A 23,182-nucleotide genomic window follows, 5' to 3' on the forward strand; every position below is an offset into this window, starting at 1 on the left:
AAGCGTCACCACGAGGACGGAACATGCTTGCGGGACTTGCGCGATTCTCCGTCGCCGCGCCACGGCGGGTGCTTGCCGGCGCTCTCCTGGTGACAATCGCGGCTGCCGTTTTCGGTATTCCCGCTGCCGGCAGTCTCTCCGGAGGCGGCTTCCTGGATCCCGATTCCGAATCCGCGCGCGCCTCGACAGTGCTCACCAACACGTTCCACCAGGGTGACATGGAACTGGTGCTACTCCTCGACTCAGAAAGCGGCGTGAATGTAGGCAGGGCGCGCCAGATCGGCACCGACATCGCCCGGCAACTTGCCGAGTCACCGTTCGTGTTCCAGGTCGCCTCCCCGTGGCAGCCGCAACCCACCCCGGGCACGCTCAGCGGCGACGGCACAAAAGCCATGATCATCGCCGCGCTCAAAGGTGACGAGAACACCGCCGCCAAACACGCCCAGGCGTTGGCGGACCGCTTCGCCGGCGACCGAGACGGCGTTCGGGTGCAAGCCGGCGGGTCCGCGATGGTCTATGCGCAGATCAACCAACAGACCGAAAACGACCTGCTCAGAATGGAAGTCATCGCAATTCCGTTGAGCTTCATCGCCCTTGTCTGGGTGTTCGGCGGCGTCCTGGCAGCCGCGCTGCCGGTGGCGGTAGGCGGGTTCGCGATCCTGGGTTCGCTGGCTGCCCTACGGACGATCGCTCAGCTGACGGATGTGTCGATCTTCGCGCTGAACGTCTCGGTTGCACTGGGATTCGCGCTGGCCATCGACTACACGTTGCTCATCATCAGCCGCTACCGCGACGAGTTGGCCGACGGAGCGCCACCCGCTGACGCCGTGGTGCATACCATGGCCACCGCGGGGCGAACTGTCCTTTTCTCGGCGATGACAGTGGCCCTGTCGCTGCTCGGGATGGTCTTCTTCCCGATGTACTTCCTCAAGTCCTTCGCATATGCCGGCATCGCGGTAGTGGGCTTCGCCGCCGCAGCGGCGGTGTCGATCACACCGGCGGTGCTGGTGCTGCTGGGCAACCGGATCGACTCCTTTGATGTGCGGCGACTGGCACGGCGGATACTGCGCCGTCCGGCCCAACCCGCGCCACCGATCGAGCGCACTTTCTGGTATCGCATGGCCAAATTTGTTATGCGGCAGGCTATCCCGCTCGGGCTGCTGCTGATAGCGCTATTGCTGGCGCTGGGCGCACCCTTCCTCGGCGTGAAGTGGGGTTACGCGGATGACCGCGTGCTGCCCGCCACATCGTCGGCCCGATTGGCCAACGACCGGATCCGCGCCGAGTTTCCCTCGAACTCGGCGACCCGGATCAAGATCGTCATTCCCGAAACCGCCGGGCTGAGCCGTTCGGATCTCGAAAGGTACGCCGCGGAGCTGTCCCGGGTGCCAGCGGTGTCGGCGGTGTCCGCTCCGACCGGCACCTTCGTCGCCGGTTTGCCCAAGGGACCGCCGTCGTCGCCGACCGGAATGGCCGACGGCGCGGCGTTTCTCACGCTGGAAAGCACGGCGCCGTTGTACAGCCAAGCGTCCGAAACCCAGCTGGACCGCGTACGCGAGGTCACGGTGCCGGCGGGCAAGCAAGCCCTGATCACCGGTCTGGCACAGACGAATCGCGACTGCGTACGCGGCATCACGTCGCGATTGCCCGTGGTGTTCGGGTTCATCGCGATCGTCATGCTGGTGCTGCTGTTCCTGCTGTCGGGCAGTGTGGTGCTGCCGATCAAGGCCGTGCTGCTCAACATGTTGTCGTTGACGGCGACTTTCGGTGCGTTGGTGTGGATCTTCCAACAGGGCCACCTGGGGGCGGCCGGCACCACTCCGACCGGCACGCTGGCGGTTAACGTCCCGGTGCTGATGTTCTGTATCGCATTCGGGTTGTCGATGGATTACGAAGTGTTCCTGCTGTCCCGCATCCGTGAATACTGGCTCGCTTCACCCCAGACGCATGCCGACAACGACGAAAGCGTCGCCCGGGGGATCGCGCGCACCGGTCGCGTGGTGACCGCGGCGGCTCTGTTGATGTCGATATCGTTCGCCGCTCTCATGTCAGCCGGCGTCTCGTTCATGCGGATGTTCGCCGTGGGGCTCACCATAGCGATCCTGGTGGACGCCACCGTGATCCGCATGCTGCTGGTCCCCGCGTTCATGCACGTGCTCGGCCGACTCAACTGGTGGGCACCGAAACCGGTCGAAAAGTGGCACCGGCGAAGGTTTTCCGCCGCACCCCGGCTGGGACTACCCCCGGCGTATCAGGAGTCGCTGGGGCCCAGTTCGGCCTGAAATTGCCGCATCGCCGTCAACAGCGCCTCGAAAACACGATGGGCGGCAGCCAGATCCGCGTCGGGCAGGTCGGCCATCGCTTCATGAGTGTGCTGCCCGAGCGGAGTGAAGAACAACCGCGCGGTGTTCATTCCCGGCTCGGCGTGGCGCAGAATCACCTTTCGACGATCAGCCGGATGGGCATCCCGGCGGATGTGGCCCGAGTCGATCAGCCGGTCGACCAGGTAGGTGATCGCGGCGCCCGACAGACCCATGCGCTGGCTGAGATCCCCGGACGTCATCGGCTGACCGGCCGTCTCGGCGACCATGATGTGCAGCAACGCGCGGAAGTCGGTCGGCCGAACGTCGTGGGAGACAGCGAAGATCCGGCCGATCTGGTCGGATTCAGACGACAACTCCCGCAGATCAGCCGTGATCTGCGTTTCCAGTGCGGCCCGCTGGCAGGCCTGCTCGTCGGGTTGCATACCGAGAAGCAGCATATCGGTTTTCGGACCTAATTTCAGTTGATTAATATTTCAGTTACTGAAATGCTTGGTGCTGTGTGGGAGGGATTCGCCTCAGTAGTGACGCGACGACGGTCCTGGCTGCTCGCGTTGGGTGTCTTGGTGGTGGCCGCCGGTTTCATGGTGTTGGTCGGCGGGAATGCCGCAGCGGGGCAGGCGCCGCTGTCGGTGCCTACCGATTCTGATTCGGCGAAGGTGCAGAAGCTGGCCACTCAGTTCCCCGGGGGTGACCGGGTACCACTGATCGTCGTTGTCAACGGTGCAGCCGGCGGCGATGCTCTGAAACAGGCTTGCGAAGGCGCCCTCGACCGGATGCAGACGAATGCCGGTGCGCCTCGGGCGCCGGTGCTGGTGTCGGCCGATGGGCAGGCGGCGATCGGGGTGGTGCCGATCAGCGCCGACTTGTCGGGACTGCCCCTCAGCGATGCCGTGGCGGCGCTGCGCACCGCCGCGAACAAGGACCTGCCCGCGGGGCTGACAGCCCACGTCACCGGCGGGCCGGCATTCGGCGCGGACATCGCCAACGCCTTCAGCAACGCCAACATCACGCTGCTCGCGGTGACCGCATCGGTGGTAGCGCTGCTGCTGATCGTCACCTACCGCTCGCCCGTGCTGTGGTTGGTGCCCCTGGTGGTCATCGGCTTCGCCGACCGGTTGGCCAGCGCCGTCGGCGTCGCGGTGGCGTCGCTGACCGGTTTGAACTTCGACGGTTCCACCTCCGGCATCACCAGCGTGTTGGTGTTCGGTGCCGGCACCAATTACGCGCTGTTGCTGATTTCGCGCTACCGGCAAGAACTTCGGCGTCACCGCGATCACCATGACGCGCTACGGCAAGCGGTCCGGATGGCCGGTCCGGCCATCGTGGCCAGCAACGCCACCGTGGTGCTGGCGCTACTCACCCTGCTCTTCGCGTCCACCCCCAGCACCCGAAGCCTGGGAGGACTGGCGGCCTGCGGACTGCTGGTTGCCGCGGTCTCGGTGCTGGTGCTGCTGCCGCCGCTGCTGGCGGTGTGCGGGCGGCGGCTGTTCTGGCCGTTCGTCCCGCAGTCCGGTGACACTGAACACGAGCCAACCGATACCGGCATCTGGCACCGCGTCGCCGCGTCCGTGTCTCGCCGTCCGGTGCTGTTCGCCTCCGTCACCATCGTCGTGTTGGCAATCCTTGCCACCGGCCTGCTGAGCACCCGCATCGGCCTGACGCAGACCGAACAGTTTCGCGTCAAAGCGGATTCGGTGACCGGCTTCGATATCGTGGCCCAGCATTTCCCGGCCGGTCTGGCCAACCCCACCGAGGTGATAGCCCCGACCGGCAGGGCCGCGCAGGTGCAGCAGGCGATCACCGCCACCCCCGGAGTGGTGTCGGTCAATCCGTCGGGCACCTCGGCGAGCGGGCTGACCAGGTGGTCGGTAGTGACCGACGCCGCGCCGTCGTCTCCGCAGGCGTTCACCACCATTGCCGCACTGCGACATTCGGCCAAGGCGGTGTCCCCCGACGCGCTGGTCGGCGGCCCGGACGCCCAGGGATTGGATGTGCGCGACGCCGCGGTACACGACCGGATGCTGTTGATTCCGGCAATCCTGCTGGTGATCCTGGTGGTGCTGTACCTGTTGCTGCGCTCGGCACTGGCGCCGCCGACGCTTTTGGCGGCAACGATTCTGGGCGCACTGGCCGCCCTCGGACTCGGCGGCTGGGCGAGCATGCACGTGTTCGGGTTCCCCGCACTGGACAACATCGCCCCGCTCTATGCGTTCCTCTTCCTGGCCGCACTCGGGGTGGACTACACCATCTTTCTGGTCACCCGCGCGCGCGAGGAGGCAGTACAGCACGGCGCGCGCGACGGCATGGTGCGCGCGGTATCGGCCACCGGCGGCGTCATCACCAGCGCCGGAATCGTTCTGGCCGCGGTCTTTTGCGTGCTCGGCGTCCTGCCGCTGATCGTCATGACCCAACTGGGGATCATCGTGGGCCTGGGCATCCTGCTTGACACCTTCGTCGTCCGGACGCTGGTGATCCCCGCCCTGTTCGCGCTCATCGGCGACCGCATCTGGTGGCCCGCTGACCTCACCCACGCCAAAACCGAAGGGAGACATCATGAATAAGTCAACTCTGGCCGGCACCGCGCTGGCCGTCACCGCGGCGGCGGCGACGGGCAGCGTGGCCAGCCCCAACCGTACGCCCGGCTGGTACGACCGGCTGCGCAAGCCGAGCTTCCAGCCACCCAAGGCCGCCTTCCCGATCGCCTGGACCAGCCTGTACGCCGATATCGCGGTCACTTCGGCCAACACCATCGACCGTTTCCGCGAGGACGGGCGTGACGCGCAAGCAAGCGGCTACATCGCAGCGCTCGGGGTGAACCTGGCCATCAATGCGGGCTGGAGCTGGCTGTTCTTCCGCTACCACAAGCTCGGGGGTTCGGTGCTGGGTGCCGCGGCTCTGACGGCCAGCAGTGCCGATCTGGTACGCAGGGCGGTCGACGCCGACCCGCGCAAGGGGTGGGCGCTGCTGCCCTACCCGCTGTGGTGCGGGTTCGCCACGGTGCTGGCCACTAGTTTGTGGCGGCTCAACCGCTGAAGGGGGCGCGAAAGTGGGGGCATTGTTATGGTTTCGGCGCGACCTGCGGTTGCGTGATCACCCGGCGCTGGCGGCCGCATCGGAAAGCGATGAAGTGCTGGCCTGTTTCGTTCTCGATCCGCGGCTGGAGGCGTCCTCCGGTCCGCGGCGCCTGCAGTTCCTGGGTGACTCGCTGCGAGCGCTGAACGAGGACCTGGGCGGGCGGCTGCTGGTGACGCGTGGACGGCCCGAAGAGCGGATCCCCGCCCTCGCCAAGGCGATTGACGCCTCGGCGGTGCACATCTCCGAGGACTTCACGCCGTTCGGGCGACGCCGTGACGAACGGGTGCGCGACGCATTGGAGCCGGTGCCGCTGGTGGCCACGGGCTCGCCGTATCTGGTGTCGCCGGGTCGGGTCATAAAAGACGACGGCACCCCGTACAAGGTGTTCACCCCGTTCTTCGGCAGATGGCGCGAAACCGGATGGCGGTCTCCGGCTCAGACCGGCGCCGATTCCGCCCGGTGGGTCAACCCGTCGGCACTGCCGGCCGCGGCACCGGCCGAGATCCCCGACCCCGGAGTCACGCTGGATCTGGCTGCCGGTGAGGCAGCGGCACTTTCGCAGTGGTCGAGCTTCCTCGAGGGCGGCGTGAAGCACTACGCCGACGACCGCAACCGGCCGGACCTGCCCGGCACCAGCCGGATGTCGGCGCACCTCAAGTTCGGCACCATCCACCCCCGAACCATGGTCGCGGACCTCCACCGGCGCCGCCAGGGTGACTCAGCGTACCTGCGGGAGTTGGCATTTCGCGATTTCTATGCCGCGGTCCTGCATCACTGGCCGCACAGTGTCTGGTGGAACTGGAACCGCGATTTCGATGCGATCGACACCGACACCGACGCGCAGGCGGAAAGCCGGTTCGAGGCATGGAAGGCTGGCCAGACCGGTTACCCGTTCGTGGACGCCGGCATGCGCCAACTGCGAGAGACCGGTTTCATGCACAACCGGGTGCGCATGATCGTCGCCTCATTCCTGGTGAAGGACCTGCACCTGCCCTGGCAATGGGGTGCCCGCTGGTTCCTGGAGCAACTGGTGGACGGCGACATGGCCAACAATCAGCACGGGTGGCAGTGGAGTGCCGGCTGCGGCACCGACGCGGCGCCGTATTTCCGGGTATTCAACCCGACCAAGCAGGGCGAAAAGTTCGATCCCGCAGGAGATTACATCCGCCGCTGGGTTCCCGAACTGGCCGGCGTCGATGACGTCCATCTTGCCAAGGGGCAGCGTCCGCGAGATTATCCCGCGCCCATCGTCGACCACGCCGCCGAGCGGGCGGAAGCCTTGCGCCGCTACCGCGACATCGGCTGACGCGCAGCGCGAGCCCCGACGATTTTGCCGGATTGCTTTGCAGATTCTCCCCGGCGTGCAATTATCTCCCCGACTCCACTCAGGGTTCTGCACACGCCAGGGAGGCGCTATGGCTCGGTTCGTTCGAACGCTGCTGGTCTCGGGTGCCGCCGTCGGCCTGATGGCCACCGCCGGGGCCTGCTCCTGTTCGGTCGGATCATCGGGGCCCAAGACGGTGAGCAAGAAAGACGTCGCCGGCCAGATCATCACCAAGATGACCGACGCCAACGGCAACAAGCCGAGTTCGGTCAGTTGCCCGGACGACCTGCCGGCAAAGGTGGGCGCGCAGACCAACTGCGAGATGAAGGTGAAGGACGAGACCTACAACGTCAATGTCACCGTCACCAGCGTCGAAGGCAAGGACGTCAAGTTCGACATGGTGGAGACGGTCGACAAAGACCAAGTCGCCCACATCATCAGCGACAAGCTCTACCAGCAGGTTGGTCAGCGGCCCGACGCGGTCACCTGCCCCGACAACTTGAAGGGCGTCGAGGGCGCCACACTGCGCTGCCAACTGACCGACGGCAGCTCCAAGTACGGCATCAACGTCACCGTCACCAACGTGGTCGGCGGCGACGTGAACTTCGACTTCAAGGTCGACGACCACCCCGAGTAGCGGCGGCGGCCTGTGGCGCAGGCGTCGAGACTGACGCCGCGTACACAATCGGCGGCGTGTCGTGTGCGTGTTGTCAGTGTCGCGCCGTCCGCCGGCCTGCCCTACTGGGCCTCCCTACTGGGCGGCCTTCTTGCGTTCGATGTCGGCGAGCGCGGCAGCCAACTCGGCACGCTGTGCGGCCGAGGTCTCCCAGGACAGCTTGCGGTTCTTGACCACCTTCGCCGGGGCGCCGACCGCGATCGAATATTCCGGGATCACCCCCCGAACCACCGCATGCGAGCCCAGCACGCAACCGCGGCCGACCGCGGTTCCACGCAGCACCGAGACCTTCACCCCGATCCAGGTATCGGGGCCGATCCGCACCGGGGACTTGATGATGCCCTGGTCCTTGATCGGCAGGGTGATGTCGTCCATCCGGTGGTCGAAATCGCAGAGGTAGCACCAGTCGGCCATCAACGCGGAGTCGCCGAGTTCGATGTCGAGGTAGCAGTTGATGACGTTGTCGCGGCCCAGCACCACCTTGTCGCCGAACCGCAGCGAACCCTCGTGGGCCCGGATGGTGTTCTTGTCCCCGATGTGCACCCAGCGGCCGATCTCCAGCTGCGCCAACTCCGGTGTGCAATGGATCTCGACACCCTTGCCCAAAAACACCATCCCGCGCGTGATGATGTGCGGATTCTGCAGCTTGAACTTCAGCAACCGCCAATATCGCACCAGGTACCACGGTGTGTAGGCCTTGTTGCGCAGCACCCACTTCAGCGAAGCCAGCGTCAGGAATCTCGCTTGCCTCGGGTCTCTGAGCCTCCCGCCACGCCACCTGCGATGGAGCGGAGCACCCCACATGCTCGTCATGGCCCGCAAGCCTACCCAAGGCGCCGCGCGATACCCTCACGTGTGCTCGCGCGACGTCTCCTGACGCCTGTTCTGGTGGCCGTGATCGTTCTCGCGCTCGGCGGTTGTGGCAACACGGACTCCTGGGTGGACGCGGCGCCCGCGCAGGGCTGGCCGGCGCAGTACGGCGATTCCGCCAACAGCAGCTACAGCCCGGCAGCGGGAGCCGGCAAACTCGTCCTGCGGTGGACACGTTCGGCCAAGGGAAGCCTGGCGGCCGGTCCTGCGCTCGGCGCACGTGGGTTCCTGGCGCTCAACGCGCAAACCCCTGGCGGCTGCTCATTCATGGAATGGGAAATCGGGAACGGCCGGCAGCGCTGGTGTACCCGGCTGGCGCAGGGTGGCGGCTTCGGCGGCCCGCTGTTCGACGGCTTCGACAACCTCTACGTCGGACAGCCCGGCGCCATCATCTCGTTCCCTCCGACCCAGTGGACTCGCTGGCGTGAGCCGGTGATCGGCATGCCGACCACGCCGCGTTTCCTGGGCGACGGCCGCCTCCTGGTGAGCACGCACCTGGGACAGCTGCTGGTGTTCGACACCCACCGCGGTGCCGTGGTCGGCACTGCCCTGGATCTGGTGGAGGGCGTCGACCCGGCCGATGCGACGCGTGGGCTGGCCGACTGCGCACCGGCGCGCGCGGGCTGCCCGGTGGCCGCAGCACCCGCGTTCTCACCGGCGAGCGGCATGGTGGTGGTCAATGTGTGGCAGCCCGGGGCGCCGGCAGCGGGGCTCGTCGGGCTCAAGTACCGCGGGGGTCAGCTGTCCCGGGAATGGACCAGCGACGCCGTCGGCGCCGGCGCGCTCGGCAGTCCGGTGTTGTCCGCCGACGGCGCCACCATCTACGTCAACGGCCGCGACCAGCGCCTGTGGGCCCTGCACGCCGCCGACGGGAAAGTTAAATGGTCTGTGCCGCTTGGCTTTACGGCGCAGACGCCGCCCACGGTCACGCCCCAGGGGCTGATCGTGTCCGGCGGGGGGCCCGATGCCCGGCTGGGCGCCTTCCACGACAAAGGCGATCACGCCGACTCGGCCTGGCGACGCGATGACGTCACCGTGTTGTCGACCTCGTCGGTGGCCGGTGGCGGCCTCGGCTACACGGTGACGGCCGGGATGAACCTGCTGGTGTTCGACCCGGCCAACGGCCATACCGTCAACAGCTACCCTCTGCCGGGGGCCACCGGATCCCCGCTGGGAGTTTCGCTGGGCAAGGACCGGCGCGTGGTGGCCGCCACCAGCGACGGGCAGATCTACAGCTTCGACCCGGCCTAGCGTTGACCCCGTGCCGAGGGCGGCGGCTATACGGCCAGTGGCGGGATCGAGCTGCGCGGCACCTGGACCTGGGTGGCACCGGCGAAGGACGGCAGCAGCTCGCCCTGGGCGAAGTAGAAGATCACCGCATCGTCGGTGATGGCGAAGTTCTGATAATTCGTCGGGTCGTGACCCGCGCCAGGCGAGATCGCCACACCTAGACCGGTCTGGTGTTCGAGTTCGCGCTGCACGACCGGGAAGATCGTGTCCAGCGCGTTGGTGTTGGGCGCGAACAGGGTGTCGAAGGTAATGGGCTGCTTGGTCCCGAGGTTGTAGTTGAACGCCTTGAACCAGTTCGAGGGACGGGCCCCGCCGAGATCCTGGAAGAACTTGAGCACCACACTGCGGGTGCGGGGCGGCGTTCCGGAGCTGTGTTGTTCGTTGGTCGCGTCCATCTGGTAGGGCTGGTCGCGCCGGCTGCCCGAGCCCTGCGCGACGTTGACGAAGCCGTCGCGGTTCTGGGTGATGTAGTCGGTCAGCGCCTGCTGGTCGGGGTAATCCACCGGGAACGTCATGTCCAGGGTGTAGGTGGCGCCGGACTGATGGATGTGGCAGATCTGCGCAGCCTCGACGGAGCCGCCCAGCGCGGCACAGGAGGGCGGCGCGGCACTGGCCGGCCAACCCATCACGGCGGCGGCGGCCAGCGCTGCGGCCGCTATCAGGTAACGCATCGTCGTCTCTGTCCTTGCACCGAGTCCTTGCACACCAAAGTGGCGTGAGTACGCCCTATGAGGTAATCGCCGTCAGCGTACCTGCCGTTACCGTGACGGTCGGCAAACATAAGCCACGGGGTGACTGGAGCCCTTGGCGCCGCTGCGTCCGATGCGGGCGATCACCACTGACAGCGCGGCGCCACCACGCAATCGCAACCGTCGCCGGAGAGCGTCCGGGTCCACCCGCACCCCGCGCACCAGGATTTCCACGGCTCCGCAGTCCATTGCCGACAGGGCCTGACGCAACCGCCGTTCGTCGAAGGCAAGCTGCTCGATGACTTCGAAGCCCCGCACTCCGGGCGGCAGCCGGTCACCGGAAAGGTAGGCGATGTCGGGGTCGAGTTGCCACAACCCGTGCCGGGCGCCGTAATGACGCACCAGCCCGGCCCGGACGACCGCGCCGTCGGGGTCGACGATCCATCGTCCCGCCGGCCGCACCGGGCAGTCATCGGAATCGGCGGAGGTGACTTCTTCGTCGCGATCCAGCACGCTCGCCCGTCGGCGAACCCCCAGCCGGGCCAGCCCGCCCGACCACAGGCACGCCTCCCGCACCGAGCCGCGATAGGACGTCACCTCGATCTCCCCGTCGAATCCGAGGCGCTCGACCTCGTCGAAATCGATTCCCGGAGCGCACTTTACGGCCACGTCCCGGCCGCGGTAGGCGTCCAGCAGCGGGCCTAGCGCGGGCTGGTAATCCGCCGGGCGCAAGCGGCGGACTACCCGGGCCGGGCCGCTGCTGCGCCGGGCCGGGTCGAGGACGACGACCGCGTCGCGGGTCACCGGATGCAGGGCATCGGCTCGGCACAGAACCTGCGCGGCACCCACATTGTGGCGCGCCATCGCGAGCCGGACGGGGTCGATGTCGCTGCCGATCGTCCACTGCGCGACGCCGCGCAGGGCGGCCAGCTCGGTGCCGATCGAGCAGGTCGCGTCGTGCACGACCCGCCCGGCCAGCCGGCTCGCGCGGTGCAGGGCCACCGGTGCGGCGGTGGCCTGTTGCAAGGCTTCGTCGGTGAACAGCCAGCCCGACACGTCCCCCAGCTCGCCCAGCTTCGCGGCGGCCCGGCGACGCAGCAGCGTCGTCTCCACCAGCAGCGGAGCCCGCTCACCAAACCGGGCGCGGGCCGCGGCGATGTCGGCGATCCGGGTGCTGTCACTCAACTCGAATCGGGCGACGGCCGCCAGGGCCGCGTCGCCCGACTGCGAGCGCAGGTAGCTGACGTCGTCGCAGGTGAAAACCGTCAGGAGGGCTTGACCCCGGTGACCATCACGTTGTAGAACCACCCCTTCGGGGCGACGTGCCGCCAGATGTTGGCGTCCACCCAGCTCAGCGCCTTCCAACCGTTGAACGCGAACTTCGCCCAGCCCCAGCCCAGCTTTCCCGGCGGCACCGTGGACTCGAAGGTGCGCACTGGCCACCCGAGCATGGCGGCCGTGAACTCCTCGCTGGCGGTCTTGACCTCGACCGCGCCGGCGTTGGTGGCCATCCGCTCGAGGTCTTTGGGGTCGAAGGTGTGCAGGTCGACGATCCACTCCAGCGCCGCGGCCCGCGAGTTCTCGTCGATCTCCTCCTGTGGTCGGCGCCAGCTGCCCAGCCCGGGCAGCTTCACCGCCCGGATGGTGACGTTCCACGTCAGGTCCGCCAACGCCCGGGCGTAACCGTTGCCGACGGTGGTCGGCTCCCCGGCGAACACGAACCGGCCACCGGGCTTGAGGACGCGCAGCACCTCGCGCAGCGACAGCTCGACGTCGGGAATGTGGTGCAGCACGGCATGCCCGACGACCAGGTCGAACGTGTTGTCGTCGTACGGGATGCCCTCGGCATCGGCGACCCGGCCGTCGATGTCCAGGCCCAGCGACTGCCCGTTGCGGGTGGCGACCTTGACCATGCCGGGCGACAGGTCGGTGACCGACCCGCGCCGGGCAACGCCGGCCTGGATCAGGTTGAGCAGGAAGAAGCCGGTGCCGCAGCCCAGTTCCAGCGCGCGGTCGTAGGGCAGCTCCCTGATCACCTCGTCGGGCACGATCGCGTCGAAGCGGCCGCGGGCGTAGTCGATGCAACGCTGGTCGTAGGAAATCGACCATTTGTCGTCGTAGCTCTCGGCTTCCCAGTCGTGGTAAAGCACCTGCGCGAGCTTGCTGTCGTGCCGCGCCGCTTCTACCTGCTCTGCGGTGGCGTGGGGATTAGGGGCCGCCTCGGCGGGGATTTCAGAACTCCTCGTCATGCAGGGCAGCCTAACCGCCGCGGCGATCGCCTTCCGCGTCAGCGTCGTGACCAGCCGCGAACACGTCGACGTAGCGGCCGTCTTCGGCGGCGTGGCGCTCAGCCTCGGACGAGCCGCCGTAGACGGCGTTGATGCCGGCCTTCGCGGCAGCCAGCGCGGGCCGCGGGCCGTCCAGGAAGCGCCTCACCCAGGTCGCCGCCTCGTCGTAGACGTTGTCGGGCGCCACCATGTCGTCGATCAGGCCGAGCGTCAGCGCTTCCTCGGCGTCGAAGAAGCGACCGCTGTACACCAGCTCCTTGGCCCTGCTCGGTCCGACCACCCGGGTCAGCCGAGCCATTCCACCGCCGCCAGGCACCAGGCCGGCCAGGATCTCGGTGGCGCCGAACTTCACGTTGTCGCCGCTGACCCGCCAGTCGGCGGCCAGCGCCAGCGTCAGCCCGGCGCCCAGGGCGTATCCGGTGATGGCGGCCACGGTGGGCTTCGGGATGGCGGCCACCGCGTCGATGGCTTCGCGCCGGACGCGGGCCGCGGCGCCGGCTTCGGCCGGGCTGAGAGTGCGCAGTTCGGGCATGTCGTCGCCGGCGGAGAAGATTTCGTGGCCGCCGAACAGGATCACCGCGGCGACGTCGTCGCGGCGGCCGAGCTCGTCGGCGGCGGCAATGAGCTCGCGGTAGACCTGGCGGGTCATCGCGTTGGTGGGTGGCCGCGACAGCAGCAGCATCGCCATGCCGGGGTCCTGGGAGCCGTCGCTGACCACGACGCTCACGAACTCACTCAAAGCGGCCACTCCATCGATCCACCGGCTTCGCGAGCCCGGTGGTAGCGGTCGGAATCGAAGAACTCGAAGACCCAGTTGTCGCCGCGCTTCTCCAGCAGCGGCTGGATCGGCACGATCTGACGTTCCACCGCGAGCACCTCGGCGACGCTGCGACCGGCCAGCGAGTCCAGCTGTGTCCAGGTGGGCGGTAGCAGGACGTTGCGACCGGCCTCGAAGTCGGCGATCGCGTCCTGCGGCAAGGCCCAGCCGGACAGGTCGGATTCGGTGTTCTCGCCGTCCGCGCGCTGCCCCTCGGGCAGGGCGGCGACAAAGAAATAGGTGTCGTAGCGACGCGTGCGCTCGGCCTCCGGGGTGACCCAGTTGGCCCACGGCCGCAGCAGGTCCGAGCGCAGCACCAAGTTCTCGCGACGCAGGAAGTCGGCGAAGGACAGGGTTCGGTCGGCCAGCGCATGGCGCGACTCGCGGTACACCGACGCGTCGCTGACAATACGATTCGGTGCCGCCCCGGCCTCGTCGGCCGGGCCCGCGAACAGCACTCCGGATTCCTCGAACGTTTCCCGGACCGCGGCGCAGACCAGCGCGATGGCCAGGTCGGTTTCGACGCCGAACCGCTGCGCCCACCAGTCCGGCTGCGGACCCGCCCACGCGATATCGGCGTTGCGGTCACGGTCGTCGACCCCGCCGCCGGGAAAGACGATGACCCCGGGGGCGAATTCCATCGCGGAGTGGCGGCGCATCAGGAAGATGTTCAGGCCCCCCGGTGCGTCGCGGATCAGCATCACGGTGGCGGCCGGGCGTGCCGGGAGCGGCACGTGTGGCTCGTTCACGGGCGCCTCCGGTGAGCTGCGCGGGTGCGGACCCGCCGGGCGAAATAGCGGCCGTCAACCACATCCAGGGCGATCCGCTGCCCGAACGCGGTGGAGAGATTCTCGGCGGTCAGCACGTCGGGCAGCAGGCCCGATGCGACCACTTCACCCTCGGAGAGCAGCAGGCAGTGGCTGAAACCGGGCGGCACCTCCTCGACGTGGTGAGTGACCAGCACCAGGGCCGGCGCGTCGGGGTCGGCGGCCAGATCGGCCAGCCTGGCCACCAGTTCCTCGCGGCCGCCCAGGTCCAGGCCCGCGGCGGGCTCGTCGAGCAGCAGCAGCTCGGGGTCGGTCATCAACGCGCGGGCGATCAGCACCCGTTTGCGTTCGCCTTCGGACAACGTGCCATAGGTGCGGTCGGCCAAGTGCTCGGCACCCAGGCTTTCCAGCATGTCGACGGCGCGCTGGTAGTCGACGTCCTCGTACTGCTCGCGCCAGCGGCCCAGCACCGAATAGCCGGCCGAGACGACCAGATCGCGCACCACTTCGTCGGACGGGATGCGCTGAGCCAGCGAAGATGAGCTCAGGCCGATCCGGGACCGCAGCTCGCTGACGTCGACCCGGCCGAGTCGCTCCCCCAGCACGAATGCGGTGCCGCTGCTGGGGTGTTCGGAGGCCGCCGCGATGCGCAGCAGCGACGTCTTGCCGGCGCCGTTGGGGCCGATGATCACCCAGCGTTCGTCGAGTTCGACGGCCCAGTCCAGCGGCCCCACCAGGGTGCGACCACCGCGGCGCAGCGACACATTTCTGAAGTCGATCAGCAGGTCGGGATCGGCCTCGAGAGAGCCGGGTTCAGGCACCCGCCCATCGTGCCGTACCGCGTACCCGCTTGGACTGCCGGGTCGCCTTCCCTGGCGAGCAGACGCAAAAGCCCCGTGGAGCTAGCGCTCCAAGGGGACTTTGCGTCTGCTCGCCAAGCTCTATTCGGCAGGAATCTCGACCCGGCGCACCACGCCGTCCACCGCGTCGGCGGCTTCGATCTCGCCGCGCGTCACCCCCAACAGAAACAGCACCGTGTCCAGGTACGGGTGGCTCAGCGACGCGTCGGCCACCTCGCGCAACGCGGGCTTGGCGTTGAAGGCGATGCCCATGCCTGCCGCAGCAAGCATGTCGATGTCGTTGGCGCCGTCACCGACCGCCACCGTCTGCTCCATCGGCACGCCGTACTGCTCGGCGAACGCGCGCAGCGCGGTGGCTTTGCCGGCCCGGTCGACGATCGTCCCCACCACCCGCCCGGTCAGCGTGCCGTCGACGATCTCCAACTCGTTGGCGGCCACGAAGTCGAGCTTGAGTTCCTCGGCCAGCGGCTCGATGATGCGCCGGAATCCGCCGGATACCACGCCGCAGCGAAAACCCAAGCGCTGCAACGTGCGTAGCGTGGTCCGGGCCCCCGGCATCAGCTCCAGCTGCTCGGCGACGTCGTCGATCACCGAAGCGGGCAGGCCAGCCAGCGTGGCTACCCGCTGCTCCAGGGACTCCGCGAAATCCAGTTCACCGCGCATCGCGGCCTCGGTGATCGCCGCGACTTTGCCCTCGGCGCCGGCGCGCGCCGCCAGCATCTCGATGACCTCACCCTGGACCAGCGTCGAATCCACGTCGAACACGATGAGCCGTTTGGTGCGCCAGGCCAGACCATAATCCTCGAGCGCCACATCCACTTGCTCGTCGGCGGCCACCTTGGTCAGCGCGGTCTGCAGCGGGCCGTACGCTCCTGGCGGCACCGAAACGCGCAGCTCCAGACCGGTGACCGGGTAGTCGGAGACGCCGCGAATGAAGTCGATGTTGACGCCCAGGTCGGCGACTTCCTTGGCAACGGCGCCGAAGGCACCGGCGGTGATCGGGCGGCCGAGCACGAAGATGGTGTGGGTCGACGGTTCCCGGATGATCGGCAGGTCGTCACTGCGCTCGATCGTGACGTCCAGGCCGACGTCGCGGATGGCGGCTTCGACGTCCGCACGCAATGCGGCACCCTCGAGGTCGCCACTGGCGGGGTCCAATGGGCAGGACACCAGCACGCCGAGCGTCAATCGCCGACGAATCACGACCTGTTCGACGTTGAGCAGCTCGACCTTGTGCCGGGCGAGGACGCCGAAGAGCGCCGAGGTCACACCGGGCTGGTCGACGCCGCTGACGGTGATCAGCACCGACACCCTGGGTGAGTTACTCACCCGATCATCAGGTACGAACGCTGACGTCGTCCGCTCTGGTGACATCGCCGTCGGAGGGACCGTGGCTGCGCCCGACATGGGCTTCGGCACGTAGCCGCTCGACCATGTGCGGATAGTGCAGCTCGAAAGCCGGACGCTCCGAACGGATCCGGGGCAGCTCGGTGAAGTTGTGCCGCGGCGGCGGGCAGCTGGTCGCCCACTCCAGCGAGTTTCCGTAACCCCACGGGTCGTCGACGGTCACCACCTCGCCGTAGCGCCAGCTCTTGAAGACGTTCCAGACGAACGGCAACATCGACACTCCCAGGATGTAGGCACCCACGGTGGAGATGATGTTCAGGGTGGTGAAGTTGTCGGTCGGGAGGTAGTCCGCGTAGCGGCGCGGCATGCCTTGGTCGCCCACCCAGTGCTGCACCAGGAACGTGGTGTGGAACCCGATGAACGTCAGCCAAAAGTGCAACTTGCCCAGCCGCTCGTCGAGCAGCCGGCCCGTCATCTTCGGGAACCAGAAGTAGATGCCCGCGTAGGTCGAGAACACGATGGTGCCGAACAGCACATAGTGGAAGTGCGCGATCACGAAGTAGCTGTCGGTGACGTGGAAGTCCAGCGGCGGGCTGGCCAACAGCACACCACTGAGACCACCGAGCAGGAACGTCACGGCGAAACCGACCGAAAACAGCATCGGCGTCTCGAAGGTCAACTGGCCCTTCCACATCGTGCCCACCCAGTTGAAGAACTTGATGCCGGTCGGAACCGCGATCAGGAAGGTCATGAACGAGAAGAAGGGAAGCAGCACGGCGCCGGTGGCGAACATGTGGTGCGCCCAGACGGCCACTGACAGCGCGGCGATCGACAGCGTCGCGTAGACCAGCGTGGTGTAGCCGAAGATCGGCTTACGCGAGAACACCGGGAAGATCTCCGAGACGACGCCGAAGAACGGCAGCGCGAGGATGTAGACCTCCGGGTGGCCGAAGAACCAGAACAGGTGCTGGAACAGCAGCACCCCACCGTTGGCCGGATCGTAGATGTGGGCGCCCAGGTGGCGGTCGGCCGCAAGGCCGAACAGGGCGGCGGTCAGCAGCGGGAACGCGATCAGCACCAGCACCGACGTCACCAGGATGTTCCAGGTGAAGATGGGCATCCGGAACATCGTCATGCCGGGCGCACGCATGCACACCACAGTGGTGATCATGTTGACCGCGCCGAGGATGGTCCCCAGGCCGGCGACGATGATGCCCATGATCCACAGGTCACCGCCGGCGCCGGGCGTGTGGACCGCGTCACTGAGCGGGGTGTAGAAGGTCCAGCCGAAGTCGGCCGCCCCGCCCGGGGTGATGAACCCGGCCGCCACGATCAGGCCGCCGAACAGGAACAGCCAGAACGAGAAGGCGTTCAACCGCGGGAACGCCACGTCGGGCGCACCGATCTGCAGCGGCAGCACCAGGTTGGCAAAACCGAACACGATCGGTGTCGCGTAGAACAGCAGCATGATGCCGCCGTGCATGGTGAACAACTGGTTGTACTGCTCGTTCGACAAGAACTGCAGCCCCGGCACCGCCAGCTCGGTTCTCATCAACAGCGCCAACAGGCCGCCGATGAAGAAGAACATGAAGCAGGTGACGCAGTACATGACGCCGATCAGCTTGTGATCGGTCGTGGTTATCAGCTTGTAGACCAGGTTGCCCTTGGGACCGGTGCGAGCCGGGTAGGGACGGACTGCCTCGAGTTCTCCCCGTGGGGGCGCTTCGGCTGTCAACAGATCCTCCAAACATCCATCCGGACAGGGGCGCACATGCAGTGCTGAGTGGAATCTTAGCCCGCGTTCGGCCTGCCGGTAGGCCTGGTCCTACAAACTGTCGTATTTCGTTCGGCACGCGCCCGCCGACCGCCTGTTCGGCGGGGTCTGAACAGGCCGGATGTTACCGTCGGACCCGTGCAATCCGGCGGCATCCGAACCAGTCTGGGCGCCGTGGCGGCCGTCGCGCTGGTCCTGACCTCCGCGTGCGGTTCGGACAAGCCGGCCGCGACGTCGTCGATCGTCACGCCGACCACCCAGATCGCGGGCGCCGGGGTGCTGGGCAACGACCGCAAACCCGACGACTCATGTGCGCGCGACGCCGCCGCACCGGACCCCGGTCCGCCTCCCCCGGCCCGCAACGCCGCGGGTGTCGTGCCCGGCGAAGCGCAGGTGCCGGCCGATCCCCAGCGCATCGTGGTGCTGTCCGGAGATCAACTGGACTCGCTGTGTGCACTGGGCCTGCAATCCCGGGTGATCGCCGCGGCACTGCCGGACGGTTCCTCGACGCAGCCGTCCTACCTGGGCAAGGTGATTCACGACGTGCCCGGTGCCGGTCCGCGTGACGCGCCGGATCTCAACGCCATTGCCGCAGCCCACCCGGACCTGATTCTGGGGTCGGTGGCCCGGACGCCGACGTTGTATCCGCGGCTGGCGGCGATCGCCCCGACGGTGTTCACCGCGGCCCCGGGTGCGGCGTGGGAGGACAACCTGCGCGGTGTCGGCGCCGCGACCGCCCGCGGCGCCGCGGCCGAGGCGTTGATCAGGAGTTTCCGCCAGCGCGCCACCGATGTCGGCGCCAAGCACGACGCGCCCCATTTTCAGGTGTCGGTGGTGCAGCTGACCACCAGCGCGCTGCGCGTTTACGGTGCCAACAACTTCCCTGCCAGCGTCCTGGCGGCGGTCGGTGTGGACCGCCCCGCGGCGCAGCGGTTCACCGACAAGCCCTACCTCGAATTCGGCGCCACCGACACCGACCTGAGCAGGAATCCCGACTTCTCTGCGGCCGACGCCGACATCATCTATGTGTCCTGCGCCTCCCCCGCGGCCGCCGACCGTGCGGCCACCGTTCTGGACAGCGCGCCCTGGCGCCGGCTCGGCGCCAACCGCGACAACCGGATCTTCGTCGTCAACGACGAGATCTGGCAGACCGGTCAGGGAATGATCGCCGCCCGCGGCATCGTTGATGATCTGCGTTGGGTCAACGCCCCCATCAACTGAGAGTGACCAGCGCAACGCCACCGCAATTGGCGCGCAGACCGTTAACTTAGCTAACCTTTATTACGAGCGTAGACCAGATCGCAGAGGATGATGATGAGCACCGTTTCCGCGTACGCCGCCACGTCGGCCACCGAACCGCTGACCAAGACCACTATCGAACGCCGCGAACCCGGCCCGCACGACGTGGCCATCGACATCAAGTTCGCCGGAATCTGCCACTCCGACATCCACACCGTCAAAGCCGAATGGGGCGTCCCGAACTATCCGGTGGTGCCCGGCCACGAGATCGCCGGCGTCGTCACCGCAGTCGGCTCCGAGGTGACCAAGCACAAGGTCGGCGACCACGTGGGCGTCGGCTGCATGGTGAACTCGTGCGGCCAGTGCAGCAGCTGTAAGGCCGGGCTCGAGCAGTACTGCAAGAAGGGGGCCACCTTCACGTACAACTCCACCGACAAGGACGGCACCCCGACCCAGGGCGGCTACAGCCAGGCGGTCGTGGTGGACGAGAACTTCGTCGTGCACATCCCCGACTCGCTGCCGCTGGACGCCGCTGCGCCTCTGCTGTGCGCCGGCATCACCCTGTTCTCCCCGCTGCGGCACTGGAAGGCCGGCCAGGACACCCGCCTGGCCATCGTCGGCCTGGGCGGCCTGGGCCACATGGGCGTCAAGCTGGGCGCGGCGATGGGCTGCCAGGTGAGCGTGCTGTCGCAATCACTGAAGAAGATGGAAGACGGATTGCGTTTGGGCGCAAGCAATTACTACGCAACCGCCGACCCGGACACCTTCAAGAAGCTGCGCGGCAGCTTCGACCTGATCCTCAACACGGTCTCGGCGAACCTGAACCTCGGCCAGTACATGAACCTGCTCGACGTCGACGGCACCATGGTCGAACTCGGCATCCCCGAGCACCCCATGGAAGTGCATGCATTCGCATTGGCCGCGGCGCGGCGCAGCCTGTCCGGTTCGAACATCGGCGGCATCGCCGAGACCCAGGAGATGCTCGACTTCTGCGCCGAACACCACGTGACCCCTGAAATCGAGGTCATCTCAGCCGATTACGTCAACGAGGCGTACGAGCGGGTGCTGGCCAGCGACGTGCGCTACCGGTTCGTCATCGACATCTCGACGCTGTAGGCGTCAGAGGCCGGCGCGTAGCCGCGCCGCCACCTCTTCGGCCGCTTCGCCGTCCTCGTCGCCCGGGATCAGTTCGCTGACGTCGATGCCCGCCAGCGGCCACCCGGCGGCCGCGAGCGTGGCGGCAACCCGCCGCACGTTTTCCGGACCGGGATCGCGGTGGGTCAATTCGGCGATCTGCCCGGCGATTTCGTTGCCGTCGATCACGCCGTCAGCCGCGGCGGGCGACCCCTTCGCCGTGAGGTTGTCGATGACTTCCTTGAGCTGGTCGGAGGTGAGCGGCGTGCTGCGTAACAGCGCGAACAGCGGGACGCGATCGGGCCCGGGCACGCCTTCCGGGTAGCCTGCCTGCAGCCAACGGATCACCGAGCGAAAGAAGTGAGGGTGGGCGTGGTCGGAATGGTCTTTCGTCACCCGCCCAGTGTCCCGAAAGCGACACCGACGACGCCACTTGCGAAGGCGTGCTGAGCAGACAATTCATGCTTCGTTCACGGCGCGCACACGTGGTGCGAGCTGCCCGGCTTGTCGTCGTCCGCCTTTATCATCGGCTCGTGTGGACAGCCCCCCCGATGCCGCAGGTATGACAGCAGCCCTGCTCGCCATTCCATTGATCGTCGCGGTGGCTGCCGGCGTCATCGAGCACAGCGTGGCGGCTGCCGTTCTGGCGTTCTACCTGGCCCTGGTGTGCGTGGTCCTGATCGGGTGGGTCGCCAACCGGAAGTGGCCGCGCCGCGCGGGCCGCGTCACGGGTCTGCGCGAGATCGACGCGATGGACGGTGTCGAGTTCGAGAGCTATATCGCCGAACGCCTCACCCGCGCGGGGTGGCAGGTCACGTTCACCCCGCCGGTGGGTGACTACGGCGTCGATCTCATAGCCGAGAAGGACGGCCGCTATGTGGCGGTGCAGTGCAAACGCTATGGCAAGCCGGTCGGCGTCGCGGCCGTGCAAGAGGTGGTGGCCGGCGCCCGCCACCACGGCTGCACCCGCAGCATCGTCGTCAGTAACCAGGAATTCACTACTGCCGCAAGGCAATTGGCACGGACCCACGGCTGCCAGTTGATCGGCCGGAAGGTTCTGCAGACCTGGGTGCCGCAGCCTGCCGGTCGACTCGCCTGACAGCCCCTGAGCGAATCACAGCTCGTCCATAGCCCGCTGTGTCAGCATCGAGTGATGAGCGCACCCAACCTCGCTCGCATCTTTGGGGTGGCAGTGGTCCTGACGTCGGCGCTGGCCGGCGGGCTCGTCACGGCGCCTTACGCGGCAGCCGCCGCCTGCCCCGATGTCGAGGTGACCTTCGCCCGCGGCACCAATGAACCTCCCGGCGTCGGCGGTGTCGGGCAGTCATTCATCGATTCGCTTCGGTCGCAGGCTGGTGGGCGATCGGTGGGGGTCTATCCGGTCAACTACCCGGCCACCAATGCGTTCGCCAGCAGTTCGGCGGCCGGCGCGAACGATACGCGGGCCCATGTGCAATCCATGGCCGCGAGCTGCCCCAACACGAGAATGGTCCTCGGAGGATATTCGCAGGGTGCGGGCGTCATCGATATGGCCACCAACGACCTGGCGACGGTGGTCGATCATGTCGCCGCGGTCGCCGTCTTCGGCAATCCGCAGAGCGCATTTTCGAGGAGATTAGGTGGCGGCCAGCTCCCGACGATCAGCCCGCTCTACGGTTCCAAGACGATTAACCTCTGCGTGCCCGACGACCCGATCTGCTCCGAGGGCCGCAATGGGAACGCGCACGTGGCATATGTTCAAACCGGCATGACCAACCAGGCCGCGGCGTTCGCGGCCAGTCGTCTCTAGCTCTTCGGCCGGACCCCGGCACCCCACCAACTCCGAAGAGCCGGTTTGGGCAAGCGAAAGCGCAGTCTGTGCCTATGCCGACGCGCCAGTAGCTCTAGAAGTCCCTGGTGGAGGAATTTTGAATAACATTGACCCGTCAATACAGAGGCGACCGGATACTAATGTTTGAATTTTTGGAAGATTATCGTGACATGGTCATCGACGCCCCGAATATGGAGGGAGTAGTACTGACGTGTCGCCTCCGCGATGGCCTGACTGACATGGAGATCCCCATCGATGCCCCACTCCAAGCGCGAGGGCTCTGGCAACGAACCTCGGGCGGAGTTCTCATGCGCGACCTACAGTTTGGCATTTGTGGGCTGACCTTAAACGACCCAGACGAGGCAACAAAAGTGTCGCGCCATCGCGCGCAAGTTGGTTACGACGTGACAGAATCCGACTGGGTAGTCGGCGAGTTCACTGGCGACACGGACATGCTGATAGTCGATGATAACGATAAAGTACTGATATCGGCGGGGTCATATTCTCGGGAGAACTGGTACTTATTCACATCGCTTGAAGATGTCCTTAAAAAATATATAGAATCCGATGCAGAAAAATACTGGGAGATCAACGAGTGACAGAGCTCAAATGCTGATATTTCATCTGACAAGTCGGACCGTGTCAGACGTGCAGCACCAGGAGACAGCGTTTCCGGAAGTCGAGCGCGTTTAAGAACTTGCACTTCGCGTCGGCACGCCCGTGGAAGACCGTTCAGCACCTGGCGCAAGATCGTTGCACACCTGTCACGATCGCGGAGTAGCGGTTGAGTGTCACCCTGATCTGTTACGGCGTTGCCGCAAGTTTCACCTGTTGTCAGCGCTGATGACCGCACGCCATGCGCAGTAGGACACGCGGGACGCCTGGCGCGTTGAGGCGT

22 protein-coding genes are annotated in these 23,182 nt (G+C 66.9%); 11 read left to right on the forward strand and 11 right to left on the reverse strand.

Annotated elements, in window-relative coordinates; all coding sequences use genetic code 11:
- The first annotated feature begins 23 nt into the window (after positions 1–23).
- A complete protein-coding gene (locus AWC08_RS06545; protein ID WP_069434873.1) occupies positions 24–2,282 on the forward strand; it encodes an MMPL family transporter in 2,259 nt (752 codons plus the stop codon).
- Here AWC08_RS06545 and AWC08_RS06550 read toward each other — a convergent pair.
- Positions 2,252–2,761 (reverse strand): MarR family winged helix-turn-helix transcriptional regulator, encoded by a 510-nt coding sequence (locus AWC08_RS06550; protein ID WP_069434874.1) that lies wholly within the window; start codon positions 2,759–2,761, stop codon positions 2,252–2,254. The genes AWC08_RS06545 and AWC08_RS06550 overlap by 31 nt on opposite strands.
- A gap of 48 nt (positions 2,762–2,809) precedes the next feature.
- On the opposite strand from AWC08_RS06550, the gene AWC08_RS06555 reads away from it, so the two are divergent.
- From AWC08_RS06555 to AWC08_RS06570, 4 genes are all read left to right on the forward strand, one after another.
- Positions 2,810–4,885: an MMPL family transporter gene (locus AWC08_RS06555; RefSeq protein WP_069434875.1), complete on the forward strand. Its 2,076-nt coding sequence runs from the start codon at positions 2,810–2,812 to the stop codon at positions 4,883–4,885.
- Positions 4,878–5,357 (forward strand): TspO/MBR family protein, encoded by a 480-nt coding sequence (locus AWC08_RS06560; RefSeq protein WP_065135029.1) that lies wholly within the window; start codon positions 4,878–4,880, stop codon positions 5,355–5,357. Before AWC08_RS06555 ends, AWC08_RS06560 begins: the two co-directional genes overlap by 8 nt.
- A 13-nt stretch (positions 5,358–5,370) precedes the next feature.
- On the forward strand, positions 5,371–6,705 hold the full coding sequence (locus AWC08_RS06565; protein WP_069434876.1) for a cryptochrome/photolyase family protein: 1,335 nt from the start codon (positions 5,371–5,373) through the stop codon (positions 6,703–6,705).
- A gap of 109 nt (positions 6,706–6,814) precedes the next feature.
- Positions 6,815–7,360, forward strand: coding sequence for an anti-apoptotic protein (locus AWC08_RS06570; protein WP_065135031.1), 546 nt, complete (start codon positions 6,815–6,817; stop codon positions 7,358–7,360).
- A 114-nt stretch (positions 7,361–7,474) separates the two neighbouring features.
- On the opposite strand, the gene AWC08_RS06575 is transcribed toward AWC08_RS06570, so the two are convergent.
- Positions 7,475–8,212 (reverse strand): acyltransferase, encoded by a 738-nt coding sequence (locus AWC08_RS06575; RefSeq protein ID WP_069434879.1) that lies wholly within the window; start codon positions 8,210–8,212, stop codon positions 7,475–7,477.
- Between the two features lie 30 nt (positions 8,213–8,242).
- Between AWC08_RS06575 and AWC08_RS06580 the strand changes: the two genes are divergently transcribed.
- On the forward strand, positions 8,243–9,520 hold the full coding sequence (locus AWC08_RS06580) for an outer membrane protein assembly factor BamB family protein (RefSeq protein WP_069434880.1): 1,278 nt from the start codon (positions 8,243–8,245) through the stop codon (positions 9,518–9,520).
- A 26-nt stretch (positions 9,521–9,546) separates the two neighbouring features.
- Here AWC08_RS06580 and AWC08_RS06585 read toward each other — a convergent pair whose 3' ends face one another.
- The 8 genes from AWC08_RS06585 to ctaD all read right to left on the reverse strand — a co-directional run bounded on the left by AWC08_RS06585 (position 9,547) and on the right by ctaD (position 18,062).
- The gene (locus AWC08_RS06585; protein WP_065135032.1) at positions 9,547–10,230 is read right to left on the reverse strand and encodes an esterase; all 684 of its coding nucleotides are present in this window, start codon (positions 10,228–10,230) and stop codon (positions 9,547–9,549) included.
- A gap of 87 nt (positions 10,231–10,317) precedes the next feature.
- A complete protein-coding gene (locus AWC08_RS06590; RefSeq protein ID WP_167544941.1) occupies positions 10,318–11,556 on the reverse strand; it encodes a class I SAM-dependent methyltransferase in 1,239 nt (412 codons plus the stop codon).
- Positions 11,514–12,497 carry a class I SAM-dependent methyltransferase gene (locus tag AWC08_RS06595; protein WP_065135033.1) on the reverse strand — a complete coding sequence of 328 codons (984 nt, stop codon included), beginning with the start codon at positions 12,495–12,497 and terminating at the stop codon, positions 11,514–11,516. The genes AWC08_RS06590 and AWC08_RS06595 overlap by 43 nt, the downstream gene beginning before the upstream one ends.
- A 10-nt stretch (positions 12,498–12,507) precedes the next feature.
- Positions 12,508–13,275, reverse strand: coding sequence for an enoyl-CoA hydratase (locus AWC08_RS06600; protein ID WP_142283438.1), 768 nt, complete (start codon positions 13,273–13,275; stop codon positions 12,508–12,510).
- The gene (locus tag AWC08_RS06605; protein ID WP_065135057.1) at positions 13,272–14,054 is read right to left on the reverse strand and encodes an NUDIX hydrolase; all 783 of its coding nucleotides are present in this window, start codon (positions 14,052–14,054) and stop codon (positions 13,272–13,274) included. The genes AWC08_RS06600 and AWC08_RS06605 overlap by 4 nt, the downstream gene beginning before the upstream one ends.
- Positions 14,055–14,098: 44 nt before the next feature.
- Complete coding sequence (locus tag AWC08_RS06610; protein WP_069435489.1) at positions 14,099–14,941, reverse strand: ABC transporter ATP-binding protein; 843 nt, start codon at positions 14,939–14,941, stop codon at positions 14,099–14,101.
- 120 nt (positions 14,942–15,061) lie between these two features.
- Entirely contained in the window at positions 15,062–16,309 is a 1,248-nt protein-coding gene (serB, locus tag AWC08_RS06615; RefSeq protein ID WP_069435488.1) for a phosphoserine phosphatase SerB, read from the reverse strand.
- Between the two features lie 7 nt (positions 16,310–16,316).
- Positions 16,317–18,062 (reverse strand): aa3-type cytochrome oxidase subunit I, encoded by a 1,746-nt coding sequence (gene ctaD / locus AWC08_RS06620; RefSeq protein ID WP_065135060.1) that lies wholly within the window; start codon positions 18,060–18,062, stop codon positions 16,317–16,319.
- A gap of 177 nt (positions 18,063–18,239) precedes the next feature.
- On the opposite strand from ctaD, the gene AWC08_RS06625 reads away from it, so the two are divergent.
- Positions 18,240–19,322, forward strand: coding sequence for an iron-siderophore ABC transporter substrate-binding protein (locus AWC08_RS06625; protein ID WP_085087521.1), 1,083 nt, complete (start codon positions 18,240–18,242; stop codon positions 19,320–19,322).
- A 93-nt stretch (positions 19,323–19,415) separates the two neighbouring features.
- Positions 19,416–20,456 (forward strand): NAD(P)-dependent alcohol dehydrogenase, encoded by a 1,041-nt coding sequence (locus tag AWC08_RS06630; protein ID WP_069434634.1) that lies wholly within the window; start codon positions 19,416–19,418, stop codon positions 20,454–20,456.
- Between the two features lie 3 nt (positions 20,457–20,459).
- Here AWC08_RS06630 and AWC08_RS06635 read toward each other — a convergent pair whose 3' ends face one another.
- Positions 20,460–20,870, reverse strand: a complete 411-nt coding sequence (locus AWC08_RS06635; protein WP_069434631.1) for a DUF3349 domain-containing protein — start codon at positions 20,868–20,870, stop codon at positions 20,460–20,462.
- A 139-nt stretch (positions 20,871–21,009) separates the two neighbouring features.
- Here AWC08_RS06635 and AWC08_RS06640 point away from each other — a divergent pair, with 139 nt between their 5' ends.
- From AWC08_RS06640 to AWC08_RS06650, 3 genes are all read left to right on the forward strand, one after another.
- Entirely contained in the window at positions 21,010–21,573 is a 564-nt protein-coding gene (locus AWC08_RS06640; RefSeq protein ID WP_232008034.1) for a restriction endonuclease, read from the forward strand.
- A 54-nt stretch (positions 21,574–21,627) separates the two neighbouring features.
- The gene (locus AWC08_RS06645) at positions 21,628–22,263 is read left to right on the forward strand and encodes a cutinase family protein (protein ID WP_065135046.1); all 636 of its coding nucleotides are present in this window, start codon (positions 21,628–21,630) and stop codon (positions 22,261–22,263) included.
- A 161-nt stretch (positions 22,264–22,424) separates the two neighbouring features.
- Positions 22,425–22,883, forward strand: coding sequence for a hypothetical protein (locus AWC08_RS06650; RefSeq protein WP_065135047.1), 459 nt, complete (start codon positions 22,425–22,427; stop codon positions 22,881–22,883).
- The last annotated feature ends 299 nt before the right edge of the window (positions 22,884–23,182 follow it).

The sequence above is a fragment of the Mycobacterium gordonae genome (assembly GCF_002101675.1).
GTDB classification, from domain to species: domain Bacteria; phylum Actinomycetota; class Actinomycetes; order Mycobacteriales; family Mycobacteriaceae; genus Mycobacterium; species Mycobacterium gordonae.

What these genes read in the sequence shown, in the direction of transcription:
- AWC08_RS06545 (WP_069434873.1), top strand. Translation starts at nt 24, where the DNA reads ATGCTTGCGGGACTTGCGCGATTCTCCGTCGCCGCGCCACGGCGGGTG.
- AWC08_RS06550 (WP_069434874.1), bottom strand. Translation starts at nt 2,761, where the DNA reads ATGCTGCTTCTCGGTATGCAACCCGACGAGCAGGCCTGCCAGCGGGCC.
- AWC08_RS06555 (WP_069434875.1), top strand. Translation starts at nt 2,810, where the DNA reads ATGCTTGGTGCTGTGTGGGAGGGATTCGCCTCAGTAGTGACGCGACGA.
- AWC08_RS06560 (WP_065135029.1), top strand. Translation starts at nt 4,878, where the DNA reads ATGAATAAGTCAACTCTGGCCGGCACCGCGCTGGCCGTCACCGCGGCG.
- AWC08_RS06570 (WP_065135031.1), top strand. Translation starts at nt 6,815, where the DNA reads ATGGCTCGGTTCGTTCGAACGCTGCTGGTCTCGGGTGCCGCCGTCGGC.
- AWC08_RS06575 (WP_069434879.1), bottom strand. Translation starts at nt 8,212, where the DNA reads ATGACGAGCATGTGGGGTGCTCCGCTCCATCGCAGGTGGCGTGGCGGG.
- AWC08_RS06585 (WP_065135032.1), bottom strand. Translation starts at nt 10,230, where the DNA reads ATGCGTTACCTGATAGCGGCCGCAGCGCTGGCCGCCGCCGCCGTGATG.
- AWC08_RS06595 (WP_065135033.1), bottom strand. Translation starts at nt 12,497, where the DNA reads ATGACGAGGAGTTCTGAAATCCCCGCCGAGGCGGCCCCTAATCCCCAC.
- AWC08_RS06605 (WP_065135057.1), bottom strand. Translation starts at nt 14,054, where the DNA reads ATGCTGATCCGCGACGCACCGGGGGGCCTGAACATCTTCCTGATGCGC.
- AWC08_RS06630 (WP_069434634.1), top strand. Translation starts at nt 19,416, where the DNA reads ATGAGCACCGTTTCCGCGTACGCCGCCACGTCGGCCACCGAACCGCTG.
- AWC08_RS06645 (WP_065135046.1), top strand. Translation starts at nt 21,628, where the DNA reads ATGAGCGCACCCAACCTCGCTCGCATCTTTGGGGTGGCAGTGGTCCTG.
- AWC08_RS06650 (WP_065135047.1), top strand. Translation starts at nt 22,425, where the DNA reads ATGTTTGAATTTTTGGAAGATTATCGTGACATGGTCATCGACGCCCCG.